The organism is Comamonas badia DSM 17552 (assembly GCF_000484635.1).
GTDB lineage: Bacteria > Pseudomonadota > Gammaproteobacteria > Burkholderiales > Burkholderiaceae_C > Comamonas_C > Comamonas_C badia.
The window spans coordinates 207,792-224,041 of record NZ_AXVM01000001.1 but is presented as its reverse complement, the minus strand read 5'-3'; the positions used below and the strand labels follow the sequence as shown (position 1 = coordinate 224,041).

Sequence of the window (16,250 nt, the reverse complement as noted above, 5' to 3'; positions counted from 1 at the left end):
CGTTCGGGCGACATGGGTGCGGCAGGGTAGGGGGTGCCCTGCTGCACAATCCCTGCCATGTTGATGTACCCCCATATCGATCCAGTGGCGCTGCAGATCGGGCCGCTGGCCATCCACTGGTACGGCCTGACCTATCTGGCCGCGTTCGGACTCTTCATGTGGCTGGGCACGCTGCGCCTGAAGCACCAGCCCTATGCCTCGCTGGCCGGTGATCAGGCCTGGAGCCGCAAGGATGTGGAAGACATCCTTTTTCTTGGCGTGCTGGGCGTGATCCTCGGTGGGCGGCTGGGCTATTGTTTTTTCTACAAACCCGGGTACTACGCCGCGCACCCGCTGGAGATTTTCCAGGTCTGGCATGGCGGCATGAGCTTTCACGGCGGCATGCTCGGCGTGGGCGCGGCCATGGTCTGGTACGCCTGGTCGCGCAAGCGGCCGTGGCTGCAGGTGGTGGATTTCGTGGCGCCCTGCGTTCCCACGGGCCTTGCTGCGGGGCGCGTGGGCAACTTCATCAATGGCGAGCTCTGGGGGCGTTTTGCCTCGCCCGATCTGCCCTGGGCCATGGTGTTTCCGCAAAGCGGCTCCATGCAGCCGCGCCATCCGTCGCAGATCTACCAGTTCCTGCTCGAAGGGCTGCTGCTCTTCGTGCTGCTGTGGCTGTATGCCCGGCGCCCGCGCAAGCGCGGCGAGGTGACCGCGGCGTTCCTCGTGGGCTATGGCTGCCTGCGCTTCATCGCCGAATATTTCCGCGAGCCCGACGATTTTCTGGGCTTGCTCTCGCTGGGCCTGAGCATGGGCCAGTGGCTGTGCCTGCCGATGATCGCGGTGGGCGTGGGCCTGTGGCTGTGGGCGCGGCGCAAGGGAGTGGCACATGCCCGGTAGCGTGCTGCTGCGGGAGGCAGACGACGCTGGCATAGCCCGCGTCACGCTGGCGAATGAGGGGCGCCTGAACGCCATGACGCGTGCCATGTGGCGCGAACTGCGCAGTGTTTTCGAGAGCATCCAGCGCGATCCCGATGCGCGCTGCGTGGTCGTGGAGGGCGAGGGTGCTGCCTTCTGCGCCGGGGGCGACATCTCCGAATACCCGGCGTTTCGCTTCGATGCCGCGCAATTGCGCGCCTTTCATGAGGAAGAGGTCTGGGGCGGTCTCTCGGCCATGCTGGCGTGTGACGTTCCCATCGTCGCCGCCATTCGCGGCGCCTGCATGGGCGCGGGCGTGGAGATCGCCAGCTGCTGCGATATCCGCATTGCGCAAGAGGGCGCCCGCTTTGGCGCGCCGATCGCCAGGCTGGGCTTTCCGATGGCGCCGCGCGAGGCGGCGCTGGTGGCCAGCAGCGTGGGTGACGCCACGGCGCGGCAGATGCTGCTCGCGGCGGCGGTGCTGGATGCGCCGCAGATGGCGCAGCGCGGCTTTCTCGCCGCTGTGGTGCAGGCGGATGCGCTGGCGCAGCAGGCGCACGAGACGGCCTTGCGCATCGCGCGCCTGGCGCCGCAGGCCGCACGCCTGAACAAGCGCACGCTGCGTAAATTGCATCAGTCAAATGCGGCAATAGCGCAGGATGGATATGCGCAGGAAGCTACTGTTTTTGATAATCATGATCCCTACGCCTATGCCAGTAGTCGCGAGCACCGCGAAGGCATAGAGGCCTTTCTTGCCAAACGCACACCCGAGTTCTGAGGGCCGTCATGCAGTTTCCTTCCCAAAACCTGTTCAGCGCGCTGCGCGCCGCCTTTCCCCAGGATCTGGACCAGACGGCGGTGTTTGCCAGCACGCCCGATGGCGCGCCGCTGAATTACTCCTGGCGTGATCTGGAGCGCGCCAGCGCCTGCATCGCCAACCTGCTCGTGTCGCTCCAACTGCCCGAAGGCAGCCGCATCGCGGTACAGGTGGAAAAATCGGTCGAGGCCCTGCTGCTCTACCTGGCCACGCTGCGCGTGGGCTGTATTTTTCTGCCGCTCAACACCGCGTACCAGAAGGCCGAGATCGAGTACTTCATCGGCGACGCGCAGCCCGCCGTGGTGGTCTGCTCGCCAGAGCATTTTGGCTGGGTATCGAAAATCGCCTTCAAGGCGGGCACGCGCAACGTCTTCACGTTGGGGCAGGACCGCGGCGGCAGCCTTTTGGAGCGCGCCGCGCATTGCAGCGATCAGCACCTGCCGGTGGTGCGCGGCAAGGACGATCTGGCCTGCATCCTCTACACCAGCGGCACCACCGGGCGCAGCAAGGGCGCGATGCTCTCGCACGGCAACCTGCTCTCCAACGCGCTGGTGCTTCAGGATTACTGGGGCTGGCAGAAGGATGACGTGCTGGTCCACGCGCTGCCGATCTACCACGCGCATGGCCTGTTCGTCGGCGTGCATGGTGCGCTCATCAACGGCAGCCCCATGCTCTGGTTCAACAAGTTTGATCCGAGGGCGACGATCGCCGCCATGCCGCGTGCAACGGTGTTCATGGGCGTGCCCACGCTCTACGTGCGCATGCTGGCCGAGTCCGCGCTCACGCGCGAGGCGGCGGCGCACATGCGGCTGTTCATCTCGGGCTCTGCGCCGCTGCTGGTCGATACCTTTGCCGCCTGGCAGCAGCGCACCGGCCACACCATCCTGGAGCGCTACGGCATGAGCGAGACGGCCATGCTCTGCTCCAACCCCTACCGCGCGGACGCGCGCTACGCGGGCCAGAACGAGCGCCGGGGCGGCACCGTCGGCTTTCCGCTGCCGGGCACCGATCTGCGCGTGGTGGACGATGCAGGCCAGATGCTGCCCGCGGGCGAGATCGGGAACATCCAGGTGCGCGGCCCCAATGTGTTCCAGGGCTACTGGCACATGCCCGAGAAAACCGCGCAGGAGTTTGCCGCAGGCGGCTGGTTCAAGACCGGCGACGTGGGCCAGCAGGATGCGCGCGGCTACGTCACCATCGTCGGGCGCAGCAAGGATCTCATCATCAGCGGCGGCTTCAACGTCTACCCGGCCGAGATCGAGAGCTTCATCAACGAGCTGCCCGGCGTGATGGAGAGCGCCGTCGTCGGCGTGCCGCATGCCGATTTCGGCGAGGTGGGGGTGGCCATCATCGTGCCGCGCGCCGGGGCCACGCCGGACGCCGAGGCCATCATCGCCAAGCTGCGCGGGCAGCTCGCGCACTTCAAGGTGCCCAAGCGCTGCTTCATCGCCGCCGAGCTGCCGCGCAACAGCATGGGCAAGGTGCAGAAAAACCTGCTGCGCGAGCAGTACCAGGGTTTGTTCCTGAAAGCATAGCTGTTCGCGCTTGACTGGCGGGCGCCAGAGCCAGATTTGGCTTGAATCTCAGCGCAGCACCAGCACCGGAATTTCCGAGTGCGTCAGCACGTTCAGCGTCTCGCTGCCCAGCAGCACGCGCTTGACGCCTTTGCGCCCGTGCGAGGCCATCACGATCAGGTCGCAATCGTGCTTCTTTGCGGCGGCGATGATGGCCTCGGCCACCAGGTCTGACTTGGCGACGATGGTCTTGACCATCACGCCGTCCTCGGTGCCGGCCTTTTTCACCTTGGCCAGCAGCTCATGCGCCTGTGCGCTCCATTGCTCTTCAATGCGCTTGATCTCGAGCACGTCCAGCGTCAGGCCACCGTCGAAGAAATTGCGCGGATAGCGCGGGACGACCTTGAGCGCGATGACCCGGGCACGGGTCATGGCGGCCAACGCCAGTCCGCTGGCCACGGCTTTTTGCGAAAGCGGCGAGCCATCGGTGGCGATCAGGATGCGTTTGTACATGGTGAGAACTCCTGGTTGAACTCTGTCACGCGGGCACACTCCGAGCATGGCGTGCGCCCACTGCTGCCCGAGGATACCCATGCGGAGCTTGCGAGTGCAGGAAAATTGGCGTCTCTCTTATCGCAGAACAAGGAAAAACGTGTTGGTCAATGGATTGTGGAATTCACCGCGCCGCCTGCTGGCGCTGATCAGCGCCGCCTGTGTGGCGATGCTGCTCTTTGGCCTCTACCTGCAATACGGCCAGGGCCTGGAGCCTTGCCCGATGTGCATCGTGCAGCGCTACGCGCTGATCGCGGTGGCGGTCTTCACGGGCATGGCCGCGAGCCGGGGCGGCGCGCTCTGGCGCATCGTCTGGAGCCTACTGGCGCTGGCCAGCGCCGGCTTTGGCGCTTTCGTCGCCGCGCGCCAGAGCTGGCTGCAGTGGTACCCGCCCGAGATCGCCACCTGCGGGCGCGACTTCTACGGCATCATCGAAAACTACGCCTTGAGCCGCGCCATCCCGATGATCTTTCGCGGCTCGGGCGATTGCACGGTGGTCGATTGGCGCTTTCTCGGCGGCTCGATCGCCAACTGGTCCTTCATCTGCTTCACGCTCTTTGCGCTGGTGCTGATCGCGATGCTGGCGCGCGCGGCGATCCGGCGCACTGCGTGACGGCGGCTGTGCTACATTTGCGCGCATGAACGCCCTCGCCACCATGCACCTTCGCGCCACCGCACCCGCGGCGTCGCCGCTGCTGGCTCTACTGGCGCTACTGCCATAGGTAGCGGGCTGGCGCGTTCACTCTTTTTTCAACGATTCGAATACCCAACGGCCCGCATGCTCCAGCAGCGGGCCGTTTTCATTCGCGTTGCTGGTGGCAAGGAGCAAAAACCATGACCGACAAACTTATCATCTTCGACACCACCTTGCGTGACGGCGAGCAATCGCCCGGCGCCTCGATGACCCGCGACGAAAAGCTGCGCATCGCGCGCCAGCTTGAACGCCTGAAGGTGGACGTGATCGAGGCCGGCTTTGCCGCCAGCAGCAACGGCGACTTCGAGTGCGTGCAGGCGATTGCGCGCACCATCAAGGATTCCACCATCTGCTCGCTGGCGCGCGCCAACGACCGCGACATCGCGCGCTCGGCCGAGGCGCTCAAGGATTCGAGCAATGCGCGCATCCACCTGTTCATCGCCACCAGCCCGCTGCACATGGAAAAGAAGCTGCGCATGACGCCCGACGAGGTGTTCGAGCAAGCCAAGCTGGCGGTGCGTTTTGCGCGCAATTTGCGCGACGACATCGAATTCAGCGCCGAGGACGGCTACCGCAGCGAGATCGATTTTCTCGCCCGTGTCTGCGAGGCCGTCATCCAGGAAGGCGCGACCACCATCAATATCCCCGACACCGTCGGCTACGGCATTCCCGAGCTCTACGGCAATTTCATCAAAACCCTGCGTGAAAAAGTGCCCAACAGCGACAGGGCGATCTGGAGCGTGCATTGCCACAACGACTTGGGCATGGCCGTGGCCAACAGCCTGGCGGGTGTGAAGATCGGCGGCGCGCGCCAGGTCGAATGCACCATCAATGGCCTGGGCGAGCGCGCGGGCAACTGCTCGCTCGAAGAGGTGGTGATGGCGGTGAAAACCCGCAAGGACTATTTCGGCCTGCAGGTGGGCATCGATACCTCGCAAATTCTGGCCGCGAGCAAGCTGGTGAGCTCGACCACCGGCTTTGTCGTGCAGCCGAACAAGGCGGTGGTGGGGGCGAACGCCTTCGCGCATGCCAGCGGCATCCACCAGGACGGCGTGCTCAAGGCGCGCGATACCTACGAGATCATGCGCGCCGAGGATGTGGGCTGGAGCACCAACAAGATCGTGCTGGGCAAGCTTTCGGGGCGCAATGCCTTCAAGCAGCGCTTGCAGGATTTGGGCGTGGAGCTTGAGTCCGAAGCGGAAATCCTGGCGGCATTCGCGCGTTTCAAGGAGCTGGCGGACCGCAAGAGCGAGATCTTCGACGAAGACATTCTGGCGCTGGTGAGCGACGGAGCGCATGCCCAGGGGCAGGAGCAGTACGGTTTTGTATCGCTGTCGCAGCACAGCGAGACCGGCGAACGCCCGAAGGCGAACATCGTGTTCACGGTCAGCGGCAAGGAGGTGCGCAGCGAGGCCGAGGGCAATGGACCGGTGGATGCCTCGCTCAAGGCGATCGAATCCTATGTCAAGAGCGGCGCGGAGATGACGCTGTACTCGGTCAACGCCATCAACGGCTCGACCGATGCGCAGGGGGAGGTGACGGTGCGCCTTGCCAGCGGTGGGCATGTGGTCAACGGTTCCGGGGCCGATCCGGACATCATCGTCGCCTCCGCCAAGGCGTATCTGAGCGCGCTCAACCGCTTGCACCATGGCAGCGACCGGATAGCGGCGCAGGGCTGAACGAGCTTCAAGTCATTTTTAGGTATGCCGCGCAAGATATTGTTCTTGCGCGGCTTTTTTTGAATCTGTACACTTGCGCACACTTTTTCGCCTGTGCTGGAGTCTCGAATGCGCATCACCCTTTCCCTTGGTTCTCGTTGGCTGCGCTGGGTCTCGTTGCTGGCGATGGCGATAGCGCTGGCAAGCCCGGGGGTGCAAGCGGCTGGCAAGAAGCACCAGCCCAAGAAAGCGGTGGCCGCCAGCCAGGCCAAACACACGCCCACCAAGAGTGCCAGGGCGGTGACTGCCAAGCGCAAGACCGCAACGACCAGGCGCAGCCGGGTGCGAGCGCATGTGGCAGCGGCACCGGCGGTGTTGTCGGTGGGGCAGAAGATGGGCTTGCACTCGGCCTCGGATCCACTGGACCTGGCCTCCAGCGTGGCGCTGGTGATGGATCAGGATACGCACGAGGTGTTGCTCAGCAAGAACGATGAGGCGGTCCTGCCGATCGCTTCCATCACCAAGCTGATGACGGGTCTCTTGATCTCCGAAGCGCATCTGCCCATGGATACGCCGATCACGATCACCCAGGACGATGTGGATACCGAAAAACACAGCCGCTCCCGCCTCGTCGTGGGCGCGACGCTGACGCGCGGCGAGCTTTTGCACCTGGCGCTGATGGCCAGCGAGAACCGAGCCGCGCATGCGCTGGGACGCACCTACCCGGGCGGCATGCCGATGTTCGTCGAGCGCATGAATGCCAAGGCCCAGTTGCTGGGCATGCACGACACCCGCTACGTGGAGCCTACGGGCCTGTCGAGCCAGAACCGGTCCAGTGCGCGTGACCTTGCGCGCCTGGTGGGTGTGGCCTACCACGATCCTTTGCTGCGCGAGCTCACCACATCCCCGGGCTATGAGGTCGAAGTGGGCAGCCGCACGCTGCAGTTCAACAACACCAATCGCCTCGTGAAGAGCCCGGCCTGGGATATCGGCCTGCAGAAGACGGGCTATATCTCCGAAGCCGGCCGCTGCCTGGTGATGCAGGCGGAAATTGCCGGGCGCAAGCTCATCATGGTGTTCCTGGATTCCGCCGGCAAGTTCAGCCGGATTGCCGACGCCGAACGCGTGCGCTCCTGGGTGCAGCGCAGCTCGCGCCTGGGCGGCCCGACGGCAGCCAGCGGCTTTGCGTCCAACGGCTGACCCCCCGCCTTTTTCGCGCCCCGTGCAGCATGGCCCCGAGGGGCCATGTGTCATTTGGGTGCCATGCGAATCGCGCCGTCGAGGCGGATTACCTCGCCATTGAGCATGTCGTTCTCGAAGATGTGGTGCACCAGCTTGGCGTAATCCTGGGGTGTTCCCAGCCGGCTGGGGAAGGGGACGCTGGCGGCGAGTACGTCTTGCACTTCCTGCGGCATGCCGAACAGCATCGGGGTGCCGAAGATGCCCGGGGCAATCGTCATGTTGCGGATGCCGCTGCGCGCCAGGTCGCGCGCGATCGGCAATGTCATGCCGACGACGCCACCCTTGGATGCTGCGTATGCGGCCTGGCCGATCTGGCCATCGTAGGCGGCGACGCTGGCGGTCGAGACGATTGCGCCGCGCTCGCCCGTGGCTTCGGGCTCATTCTTGCTCATGGCCTCGGCGGCCAGGCGGATCATGTTGAAGGTGCCGATGAGGTTCACGGTGACGGTCTTGCTGAATGTCGCCAGTGGGTGCGCGCCTTTCTTGCCCACCGTCTTTTCTGCCGGAGCGATGCCGGCGCAGTTCACCAGCCCCATCAGCTTGCCCAGCGATACCGCCTTGTCCACGGCGGCCTGGGCATCTGCCTCGCTGCTGACATCGCAGCGTACGAACTGGCCGTTGATTTCGCGCGCCACGGCTTCGCCACGTTCTGCCTGCATGTCGGCGATCACCACGGTGGCGCCGGCTGCGGCCAGCATGCGCGCCGTGCCTTCGCCCAGACCGGATGCGCCCCCGGTGACAATGAATACCTTGCCCTTGATGTCCATGGAAACCTCGATGAGTTGACGTGAACGTCAATTATGGCCGAGAGACGCGGACGCGATGCAGGCAAAAAAAAGCCCGGTACGAGACCGGGCTTGAAGGGATCCAGAAATTGACATTTCGTGAGGATCCAAGGAGACAACCGAAACAGGTGACCGAAGTCACGTGGCGCCAGTATAAGGGAAAACCCTTTATCGGTTCAAGCGCCCTGTTGTATTTCTGCGATCAGCGCTTGCGGCCAGCGGCAGCAACCTTGGTGGCGCTGGCGGTCGCGGCGTTGAAGTTGGCTTCAGCCATGTCGGTGGCTTGCTTGACAGCCTTTTGCACCGATTCAAACGCGTTGTTGGCGGCCGAGACGGCGCTCTTGAACACGGCGACGGTGGTTTCGGTACCGGCGGGAGCGTTCTTGGCGGTGTTCTCGACAAATTCGGAGAAGGTGCGCTGTGCATCGGCAGCCTTGACTTCGAACGCCTTGCCGAACTCAGTGCTGGTGTTGGACGCGATGTCGTACACGTGACGGCTGTAGGCCAGGGTCTTTTCGGCCAGGGGTTGGAACAGGCTGGCTTGCAGCGTCAGCAGCTCTTGCGCATCCTTGGCGGACAGCACGGCCTGGGCGTGGGCGTTGGCTTCCGACAGCGCGGCGCGCGAGGCGGTCACGTTCAGTTCGACGAGCTTCTCGACGCCTTCGAAGGCCTTGCTGGTCAGGCCGAACAGGGTTTCGAGGTTGGCCTTCTGGGCGGCCAGGAATTGTTCTTGGGGCAACGACATGATGGAACTCCTAAGTTGACAGTACGCCAGTTGGCGCGATTCATGGGACTGCTCTGATCAACTTATGTTGCAGTGCAGCATGGATCGAATTATAGGGGTGCTCCACGGGATTGCAAGCGGTTTTTGTTGCGCTGCAGCATTTATTTGTTGCCAAGTGTGTTTTCATCGGCTGCCGCAGCGGCAACCCTCTGCGGCCAGCGTGCTCGGGGCTGCTGGCACAATGGCCCAATCATGTCTGCTGCTTCCCCTGCGTCCCCTTCGTCTGGTCCCCGTTTGGCGCCTCCCGCGAGAGAGGCCTATCGCGTCTTTCGACCCATCGGCACGCGCTGGATGGACAACGATGTCTACGGTCACGTCAACAACGTGGTCTATTACAGCTGGTTTGATACCGCCGTCAACGCCTGGTTGATCGAGCAGGGTGCGCTGGATATCCACCACGGCGACACCATTGGCCTGGTGATAGAGACGCAGTGCAATTATTTCGCCCCGCTGGCCTTCCCGCAGACGGTGGAGGCCGGGCTGCGCGTGGCCCATCTGGGCAAAAGCAGCGTGCGCTACGAAGTCGGTCTGTTTGCGCAGGGCGAGGCGCTGGCGGCGGCCTGCGGGCATTTTGTGCATGTGTATGTCGGGCGCGAAGACCGTCGTCCAAGGCCGCTGCCCGATACGTTGAGGCAGGCGCTGCAAGGTCTGTTGATACCCCGTTGATCGCCTTTTCATGATTATCCAGAGCCTGCTCGACACCGATCTGTACAAATTCACCATGATGCAGGTGGTGCTGCATCACTTCCCCGGTGCCCAGGTGGAGTACCGCTTCAAGTGCCGCACGCCCGGTGTGGCGCTTGCGCCTTACGTCGATGAAATCCGCGAGGAAATCCGCGCGCTGTGTCAGCTGCAGCTCAGCGAGCAGGAGCTGGCCTACCTGGGCTCGATGCGCTTCATCAAGAGCGATTTCGTTGATTTCCTCGGGCTGTTTCGACTCAATGAGAAGTACATCCGGGTGACGCCTCTGCCAAGCGGCGAGATCGACATTGTCATCGTCGGCCCGTGGCTGCACACCATCCTGTTCGAGATACCGGTGCTGTCCATCGTCAATGAGGTGTACTTTCGCAACCAGCATCCCCGGCCGGATTACGAGGAAGGCAGAAAACGCCTGGGGGTCAAGATCGATCAGCTGCATGGCGCCGGTCTGACGGAGCTGAAGATTGCCGATTACGGCACGCGCCGGCGCTTTTCGCGTGACTGGCACGCAGAGCTGCTGCGCACCCTGGCGGGGCGGCTGGGCGTGGAAGACAAGCGTCGCGGCTTGAGTGGCAAATTCGCCGGCACCAGCAACGTGCTGTATGCGATGAAGCTGGGCCTGACACCGCTGGGCACGATGGCGCATGAGTACCTGCAGGCCTGCCAGTCGCTGGGTCCGCGCCTGCGCGACACGCAGATCTATGGTTTTGAAGTCTGGGCCAAGGAGTACCGCGGCGACCTGGGCATTGCGCTGTCGGACGTGTACGGCATGTCGGCCTTCCTGCGCGATTTTGATCTGTACTTCTGCAAGCTGTTTGACGGCGCGCGCCACGACAGCGGCGACCCCTTCGCCTGGGGCGAGCGCATGCTGCAGCACTACCGCGACAACCGGGTCGATCCGCTGACCAAGGTGCTGATCTTCAGCGACGGGCTGACGGTGCCGCGCATCATCGAGCTCTACCAGCGGTTTCATGGCCGCTGCCTGCTGGCCTTCGGCATAGGCACCAACCTGACCAATGATCTGGGCTACGAGCCGCTGCAAATCGTCATCAAGATGACGCGGTGCAACGGCCAGCCGGTCGCCAAACTCTCGGATGCGCCCGGCAAGAACATGTGCAACGATGAAAAATATTTGGCCTACCTGCGCCAGGTGTTCGATATTCCGAGTCCTGCGTAACCTCTGTCCAAGGAATTTCCCGGTGAAGTCACTGCGTTGCTGGCTGCTGGCCAGCCTGGGTCTGCTGCCGATGCTGGCGGCAGCCAGCGAGATCGATGGCAGCCAGCTGGCCGGCTGGTGGGGTGTGCCGTTCGCCGGCGTGCTGCTTTCGATCGCGCTGCTGCCCATGCTGGCACCGATCTTCTGGCACCACCACTTTGGCAAGGTCACGGCGGCCTGGGCGCTGGCTTTCTTCATCCCCTTTGCGCTGGTGTTCGGCTGGGGCGCCGCAGGCCAGGGCCTGGTGCATGCGCTGGTGGCCGAATACCTGCCGTTCGTCATCCTGCTGACGGCGCTGTTCACCGTGGCCGGCGGCATCTATATCCGTGGCAACCTGCGCGGCACGCCGCTGCTCAACGCGGGCATTCTGGCCATAGGCGCGGTGCTGGCGAGCTTCATGGGGACGACGGGGGCTTCGATGCTCTTGATTCGCCCCTTGATTCGCGCCAACGACAACCGCAAGCATGTGGCGCACGTGGTGGTTTTCTTCATCTTCATCGTCTCCAACGCCGGCGGCTCGCTGACCCCACTGGGCGATCCGCCGCTGTTCCTTGGCTTCCTGAAGGGTGTGACGTTTTTCTGGACCGTGGATCACATCGTCTTCGAGACGCTGTTGCTCGTGGGTGTGCTGCTGGCCTTGTTCTTTGCGCTGGATTCCTGGTACTTTCGCCAGCAGGGCGAGCGCAACCAGGCAGACCCCACGCCCGATTCGCCGCAGGACGCGCTGGGCTTTGACGGCAAGATCAACTTCGTGCTGCTGCTGGCTATCGTCGGTTTGGTGCTGATGAGCGGCCTGTGGCAATCGCCGGTGCAGTGGGAGCTGGCGGGCACCGCTGTCGGCCTGCCGGGGCTGGTGCGCGACGCCGGGATGGTTGCCATCACGCTGATCTCGCTGGCGCTCACGCCGCGCGCGGTGCATGAGGCCAACCAGTTCAGCTGGGGGCCGATGCAGGAGGTGGCCAAGCTGTTCGCGGGCATCTTTCTCACCATCATTCCGGTGATTGCGATGCTGCGCGCCGGCGTCGACGGAGCGTTCGGCCCCATCGTCGCGGCCGTGACCGGCGCCGACGGCGAACCGCTGCCGGCCATGTACTTCTGGGCCACGGGACTGCTGTCGTCGGTGCTGGACAACGCGCCCACCTATCTGGTGTTCTTCAACACCGCCGGCGGCGACGCCGCGACCCTGATGACCACGCACGCGGCGACGCTGGCGGCGATTTCGGCCGGTTCGGTCTTCATGGGTGCCAATACCTATATTGGCAATGCCCCCAATCTGATGGTGAAGGCGATCGCCGAGGACCGCGGGGTGAAGATGCCGGGGTTCTTCGGCTACATGCTGTGGTCGGGCGGCATTCTGATTCCGCTGTTCATCGTCATCACCTGGCTGTTCTTCTGAGGAGTTTGTCGTGCCCAAACCGCGCGTGCTGGTGGCCTGTGTTGTTTTCCCCGAGGTGCTGGACAAGCTCAGGCAGCATTTCGAGGTCGAGGCCATCGCTGAGGGTGAGGTCTGGCACCAGGATGAATTTGCGCGGCGTCTGGCCGACAAGCAGGGCGCCTACATCACCGGCGGGCACCGCATCGATGCAGCGCTGCTGGCCGTGTGCCCGCAGCTGAAGATCGTGGCCAACATGGCGGTGGGCTACAACAATTTCGACGTGGCCGCGATGAGCGCGACAGGCGTGGTCGGCAGCAACACGCCCGATGTGCTGACCGAGACCACGGCCGACTTCGGTTTTGCGCTACTGATGGCGGCGGCGCGACGCATGCTCGAGTCCGAGAAATTCCTGCGCGCCGGGGAGTGGAAGCGCTGGCGCTACGACATGTTTGCCGGCTGCGAGGTGCATGGCAGCACGCTCGGCATTCTGGGCATGGGGCGCATAGGGCAGGGGATTGCCCAGCGCGGCGCCTACGGCTTTGGCATGGAGGTGATCTACCACAACCGCAGCCGGCTCGATGTGCACACCGAGAACCTGTGCAAGGCGCGCCATGTGGGCATGGACGCGCTGCTCGAGCAGTCTGACCACCTCGTGCTGGTGCTGCCCTACACCCCAAAGGTGCACCACATCATCGGCGCCCCCGAATTGGCGCGCATGAAGCCGACGGCGACGCTGGTGAACATCGGGCGCGGCGGGCTGGTGGATGAAGACGCACTGGCGGCAGCGCTCAAGGCAGGGCGATTGGCCGCGGCGGGCCTGGATGTGTTCGAGGGCGAGCCGCATGTGAACCCGGCGCTGCTGGAGCTGCCCAACGTGGTGCTGACGCCGCACATTGCCAGTGCCACCGTGCCCACGCGCCTGGCGATGGCGCGGCTGGCGGCGGACAACCTGATTGCCTTTTTCGATGGGCGTGGCGCGCTCACGCCAGTCAATTGAGTGAAAACCGGCGTTCGCGCATGCCCAGCAAGTGCTACAAGCTATTAAATGAGTAGTAATTTGCCTCTGGAGTGGCTGGTAGCGCTGGGCATGCTGGCGCTGGTCGTGCTGCTGCTCCTCGTGCTGCTGCTGCGCCGCCCGCGCGTGGCCTTGCCAGCCGAATGGCCCGAGCGGCTGCAGGCACTGGAAGCCGCCACGCAGGCCACGCAGCTGGCGGTGGCGCGCAACGACGGCGCGCTGGCCAGCATGGGCGAGCAATTGCGCGCCTTCACCCAGGTCACGCGCGAGGTGCTGGACGAACGCCTGGCGCAGGCGGCGGTTGATGCGCGGGCCAGCCGCGGCGAGCTGCTGTCGGCTTTTGGCGCGCTGCAGACCCGCCTGGAACAACTGCTGGTGCAGTCGCGTGCCGAGCAGACCCAGGCCTTGACCGCCTTCCGCACGGAACTGACGGGCACCGCGCAGCAGCTCGCCAGCGACAGCGCGCAATCGCGCGAAGGCATGGCGGCCGGCACGCAGGCCATGGGACAGCAGATCCAGGAGCGCTTCGATGCGCTGGGACAGGTGACGCGCGGCACGCTGGATTCGCTCAAGGGCGATATCCAGGGGCAGCTTGCCACCATGTCGGGCGCGTTGCGCCAGCAGCTCGGCCTGACGACCGAGGAGCTCACGCGCCAGCTGACGGGCCTGGTTGCCAGCCACCAGCAGGGTGGCGAGGCGCTGCGCCAGGCGCTCAACGAGCGCCTGGCGGCCATCCAGACGGACAACGCCGCCAAGCTCGAAGCAATGCGCCGCACCGTCGATGAAAAGCTGCACGCCACGCTGGAGCAGCGCCTGGGCGAATCCTTCAAGCTGGTGAGCGAGCGGCTGGAGCAGGTCCACAAAGGGCTGGGCGAAATGCAGACGCTGGCCGGCAGCGTGGGCGATCTGAAGCGCGTGATGACCAACGTCAAGACGCGCGGTACCTGGGGCGAGATGCAGCTGGCGGCGCTGATCGACAACGTGCTCACGGCCGACCAGTACGGGCGCAACGTCAAGACCGTGCCGGGCAGCGACGAACTGGTGGAATTCGCCATCCGCCTGCCGGGCAAGAGCGAGGAGGCGCCGGTGTGGCTGCCGGTCGATTCCAAGTACCCGGTGGAGCATTACCAGCGCCTGATCGATGCGCAGGAGGCGGCCGACCGCGGCGCCATCGCCGCCGCGGGCAATGCCTTCGAGAACTCGATCCGGCTGGAGGCCAGAAAAATCCACGCCAAGTACGTGGCGCCGCCATACACCACCGACTTTGCCGTGCTCTACCTGCCCACCGAGGGCCTGTTTGCCGAGGTGATGCGCCGCCCCGGGCTGGTGGAGGCGCTGCAGAACGAGGCGCGCGTGATGATCACCGGCCCGGCCAATTTCGCCGCCATGCTTTCCAGCCTGCAGATGGGCTTCAAGACGCTGGCGATCGAGAAGCGCTCTTCCGAAGTCTGGGGCGTGCTCGGCCAGGTCAAGACCGAATTCGCCAAATTCGGCGAGGCCGTGGACGCCACGCGCAAGTCGATCGACGCGGCGGCGAAGAAGTTCGAGCAGGTGGACGTGCGCACCCGCGCCATCCAGCGCAAGCTGCGCGACGTGCAGGAGCTGCCCGCGCCCGACGTACCGCCGCTGGACGGGCTGCCGCAGGAGTAGGCGGGCGCCGGAATTCGCATGAAAAAGGGGCGCCAGGCGCCCCTTGCGTTGTCAAGGCAAAGCCATCAGGCGAGCGAGTCGGCCCAGATGTTGCGCGCCCAGGCCATGGCAAAGCGGCCTTCGATCTCGCTGGCGGCGCCGGAAACGCCGCCCGAGCCCTGCACCGGAACCATGGTTTTCTTGTCGGCCTCGTAGCGGTGCACGCTGGCCACGTGCACCACATCGGTGGCGCTGACGAAGCTGTAGCAGGTGTTGTTGTAGATCGGGAGCTGATCCGGCGCACGGCCCGAGAGCATGGCGACCACGGCCGCCGCTGCCACCTTGCCATGCTGGTTGGCCATGTGGCCCGACTTGGGCATCTGCGGCGCGCTCAGCGTGCTGTCGCCCAGGATGTGCACGCCCTTGGCCTTGGCATGCTCCATCGTGATCCAATCCACTTCGCTCCAGCGGTTGTTGGCGGTGGCAAGCCCCGCCTTGGCCACCACGTCGCCCGCGCGCATCGGCGGGATGACGTTGAGCACCGTCGCCTTCACGTCGTCGTTGAAATCGAACTTCAGGGTGTTGGTGACGGCATCGACATCGACCAGGCGGTGCTTGGGCATGTATTCGATCACGCCCTTGTAGCGGTCGGCCCAGGCCTTCTTGAACAGCGGCCCCTTGGAGGTGACGTCGTCGTTGGCGTCCAGCACCAGCACCTTGGATTTGGGTTTTGCCTTCTGGAAGTAGCTGGCCACCTGGCAGGCCCGCTCATACGGACCGGGCGGGCAGCGGTAGGGCGCCAGCGGTATGGCCATGGCGAACACGCCGCCATCGGGCATGGCTTCGAGCTGCTGGCGCAGCGTGACGGTCTGCGGACCGGCCTTCCATGCGTGCATGATCTTCTCTTGCGCGCCGGGCTTGTTCATGCCGGGCAGGCTCTCCCACATGAAATCCACGCCGGGCGAGAGAATCAGGCGGTCATAGGGCAGGGTGCCGCCGCCGGCCAGGCTGACCTGGCGCTTGTCCATGTCGATGCCGCTGACCCGGTCCGCCACGATCCTGACCCCGTGGCGCGCCTTGAGGTTGTCGTACGGCGTGGTGATGTCGGCCATGGTCTTGGTACCGCCCAGCACCAGATTGGAGATGGGGCAGGAGATGAAGGTGGCGTTGGGCTCCACCAGGGTGACTTCGATCTTGCCCTCGGACCACATGCGGATGTACTTGGCGGCCGTGGCGCCGCCGTAGCCGCCACCGACGACGACCACCTTGCCGCCCGCGCCGCCGCCGACGGAAGCGCAGCCGGCGGTGATGCCCAGCACGGAGACGGCGGAAGCGGCAGAACCCGCACGAATGAATTGACGACGATCCATGGT

At 64.6% G+C, this 16,250-nt stretch carries 15 protein-coding genes; 11 read left to right on the top strand and 4 right to left on the bottom strand.

All coding sequences use genetic code 11. The annotated features are described in order from the left end of the window. The first annotated feature begins 57 nt into the window (after positions 1-57). The 3 genes from lgt to K320_RS0101095 are packed head-to-tail and all read left to right on the top strand — an operon-like array spanning position 58 to position 3,249. Positions 58-879 carry a prolipoprotein diacylglyceryl transferase gene (gene lgt / locus K320_RS0101105; RefSeq protein WP_024537064.1) on the top strand — a complete coding sequence of 274 codons (822 nt, stop codon included), beginning with the start codon at positions 58-60 and terminating at the stop codon, positions 877-879. Continuing rightward, entirely contained in the window at positions 869-1,675 is an 807-nt protein-coding gene (locus K320_RS0101100) for an enoyl-CoA hydratase/isomerase family protein (protein WP_024537063.1), read from the top strand. Before lgt ends, K320_RS0101100 begins: the two co-directional genes overlap by 11 nt. An 8-nt stretch (positions 1,676-1,683) precedes the next feature. Then, complete coding sequence (locus K320_RS0101095) at positions 1,684-3,249, top strand: malonate--CoA ligase (protein ID WP_024537062.1); 1,566 nt, start codon at positions 1,684-1,686, stop codon at positions 3,247-3,249. Positions 3,250-3,297: 48 nt separating this feature from the next. Here K320_RS0101095 and K320_RS0101090 read toward each other — a convergent pair whose 3' ends face one another. After that, on the bottom strand, positions 3,298-3,741 hold the full coding sequence (locus K320_RS0101090) for a universal stress protein (protein WP_024537061.1): 444 nt from the start codon (positions 3,739-3,741) through the stop codon (positions 3,298-3,300). Positions 3,742-3,880: 139 nt separating this feature from the next. On the opposite strand from K320_RS0101090, the gene K320_RS0101085 reads away from it, so the two are divergent. The 3 genes from K320_RS0101085 (at position 3,881) to K320_RS0101075 (ending at position 7,332) form a co-directional block, all read left to right on the top strand. Beyond that, positions 3,881-4,393: a disulfide bond formation protein B gene (locus K320_RS0101085; protein WP_024537060.1), complete on the top strand. Its 513-nt coding sequence runs from the start codon at positions 3,881-3,883 to the stop codon at positions 4,391-4,393. Between the two features lie 221 nt (positions 4,394-4,614). Next, positions 4,615-6,153, top strand: coding sequence for a 2-isopropylmalate synthase (locus tag K320_RS0101080; RefSeq protein WP_024537059.1), 1,539 nt, complete (start codon positions 4,615-4,617; stop codon positions 6,151-6,153). A gap of 108 nt (positions 6,154-6,261) precedes the next feature. Next, positions 6,262-7,332 (top strand): serine hydrolase, encoded by a 1,071-nt coding sequence (locus K320_RS0101075; protein WP_024537058.1) that lies wholly within the window; start codon positions 6,262-6,264, stop codon positions 7,330-7,332. Positions 7,333-7,382: 50 nt separating this feature from the next. Here the strand turns inward: K320_RS0101075 and K320_RS0101070 are convergent, their stop codons facing one another. Together K320_RS0101070 and K320_RS0101065 are read right to left on the bottom strand one after the other, a co-directional pair. Further along, positions 7,383-8,141, bottom strand: a complete 759-nt coding sequence (locus tag K320_RS0101070; protein WP_024537057.1) for a 3-hydroxyacyl-CoA dehydrogenase — start codon at positions 8,139-8,141, stop codon at positions 7,383-7,385. A gap of 220 nt (positions 8,142-8,361) precedes the next feature. After that, positions 8,362-8,904 carry a phasin family protein gene (locus tag K320_RS0101065; protein ID WP_024537056.1) on the bottom strand — a complete coding sequence of 181 codons (543 nt, stop codon included), beginning with the start codon at positions 8,902-8,904 and terminating at the stop codon, positions 8,362-8,364. A gap of 231 nt (positions 8,905-9,135) precedes the next feature. On the opposite strand from K320_RS0101065, the gene K320_RS0101060 reads away from it, so the two are divergent. The 5 genes from K320_RS0101060 to rmuC are packed head-to-tail and all read left to right on the top strand — an operon-like array spanning position 9,136 to position 14,898. Then, positions 9,136-9,609 (top strand): acyl-CoA thioesterase, encoded by a 474-nt coding sequence (locus K320_RS0101060; RefSeq protein ID WP_024537055.1) that lies wholly within the window; start codon positions 9,136-9,138, stop codon positions 9,607-9,609. Positions 9,610-9,619: 10 nt separating this feature from the next. Next, positions 9,620-10,819 (top strand): nicotinate phosphoribosyltransferase, encoded by a 1,200-nt coding sequence (gene pncB / locus K320_RS0101055; protein WP_024537054.1) that lies wholly within the window; start codon positions 9,620-9,622, stop codon positions 10,817-10,819. A gap of 22 nt (positions 10,820-10,841) precedes the next feature. Next, positions 10,842-12,254 carry a sodium:proton antiporter gene (locus K320_RS0101050; protein ID WP_024537053.1) on the top strand — a complete coding sequence of 471 codons (1,413 nt, stop codon included), beginning with the start codon at positions 10,842-10,844 and terminating at the stop codon, positions 12,252-12,254. 10 nt (positions 12,255-12,264) lie between these two features. Further along, positions 12,265-13,230: a 2-hydroxyacid dehydrogenase gene (locus K320_RS0101045; RefSeq protein WP_029695687.1), complete on the top strand. Its 966-nt coding sequence runs from the start codon at positions 12,265-12,267 to the stop codon at positions 13,228-13,230. Positions 13,231-13,278: 48 nt separating this feature from the next. Further along, entirely contained in the window at positions 13,279-14,898 is a 1,620-nt protein-coding gene (rmuC, locus tag K320_RS0101040; protein ID WP_034342228.1) for a DNA recombination protein RmuC, read from the top strand. A 65-nt stretch (positions 14,899-14,963) separates the two neighbouring features. Here the strand turns inward: rmuC and K320_RS0101035 are convergent, their stop codons facing one another. Then, the gene (locus tag K320_RS0101035) at positions 14,964-16,247 is read right to left on the bottom strand and encodes an NAD(P)/FAD-dependent oxidoreductase (protein WP_024537052.1); all 1,284 of its coding nucleotides are present in this window, start codon (positions 16,245-16,247) and stop codon (positions 14,964-14,966) included. Between the last annotated feature and the right edge of the window lie 3 nt (positions 16,248-16,250).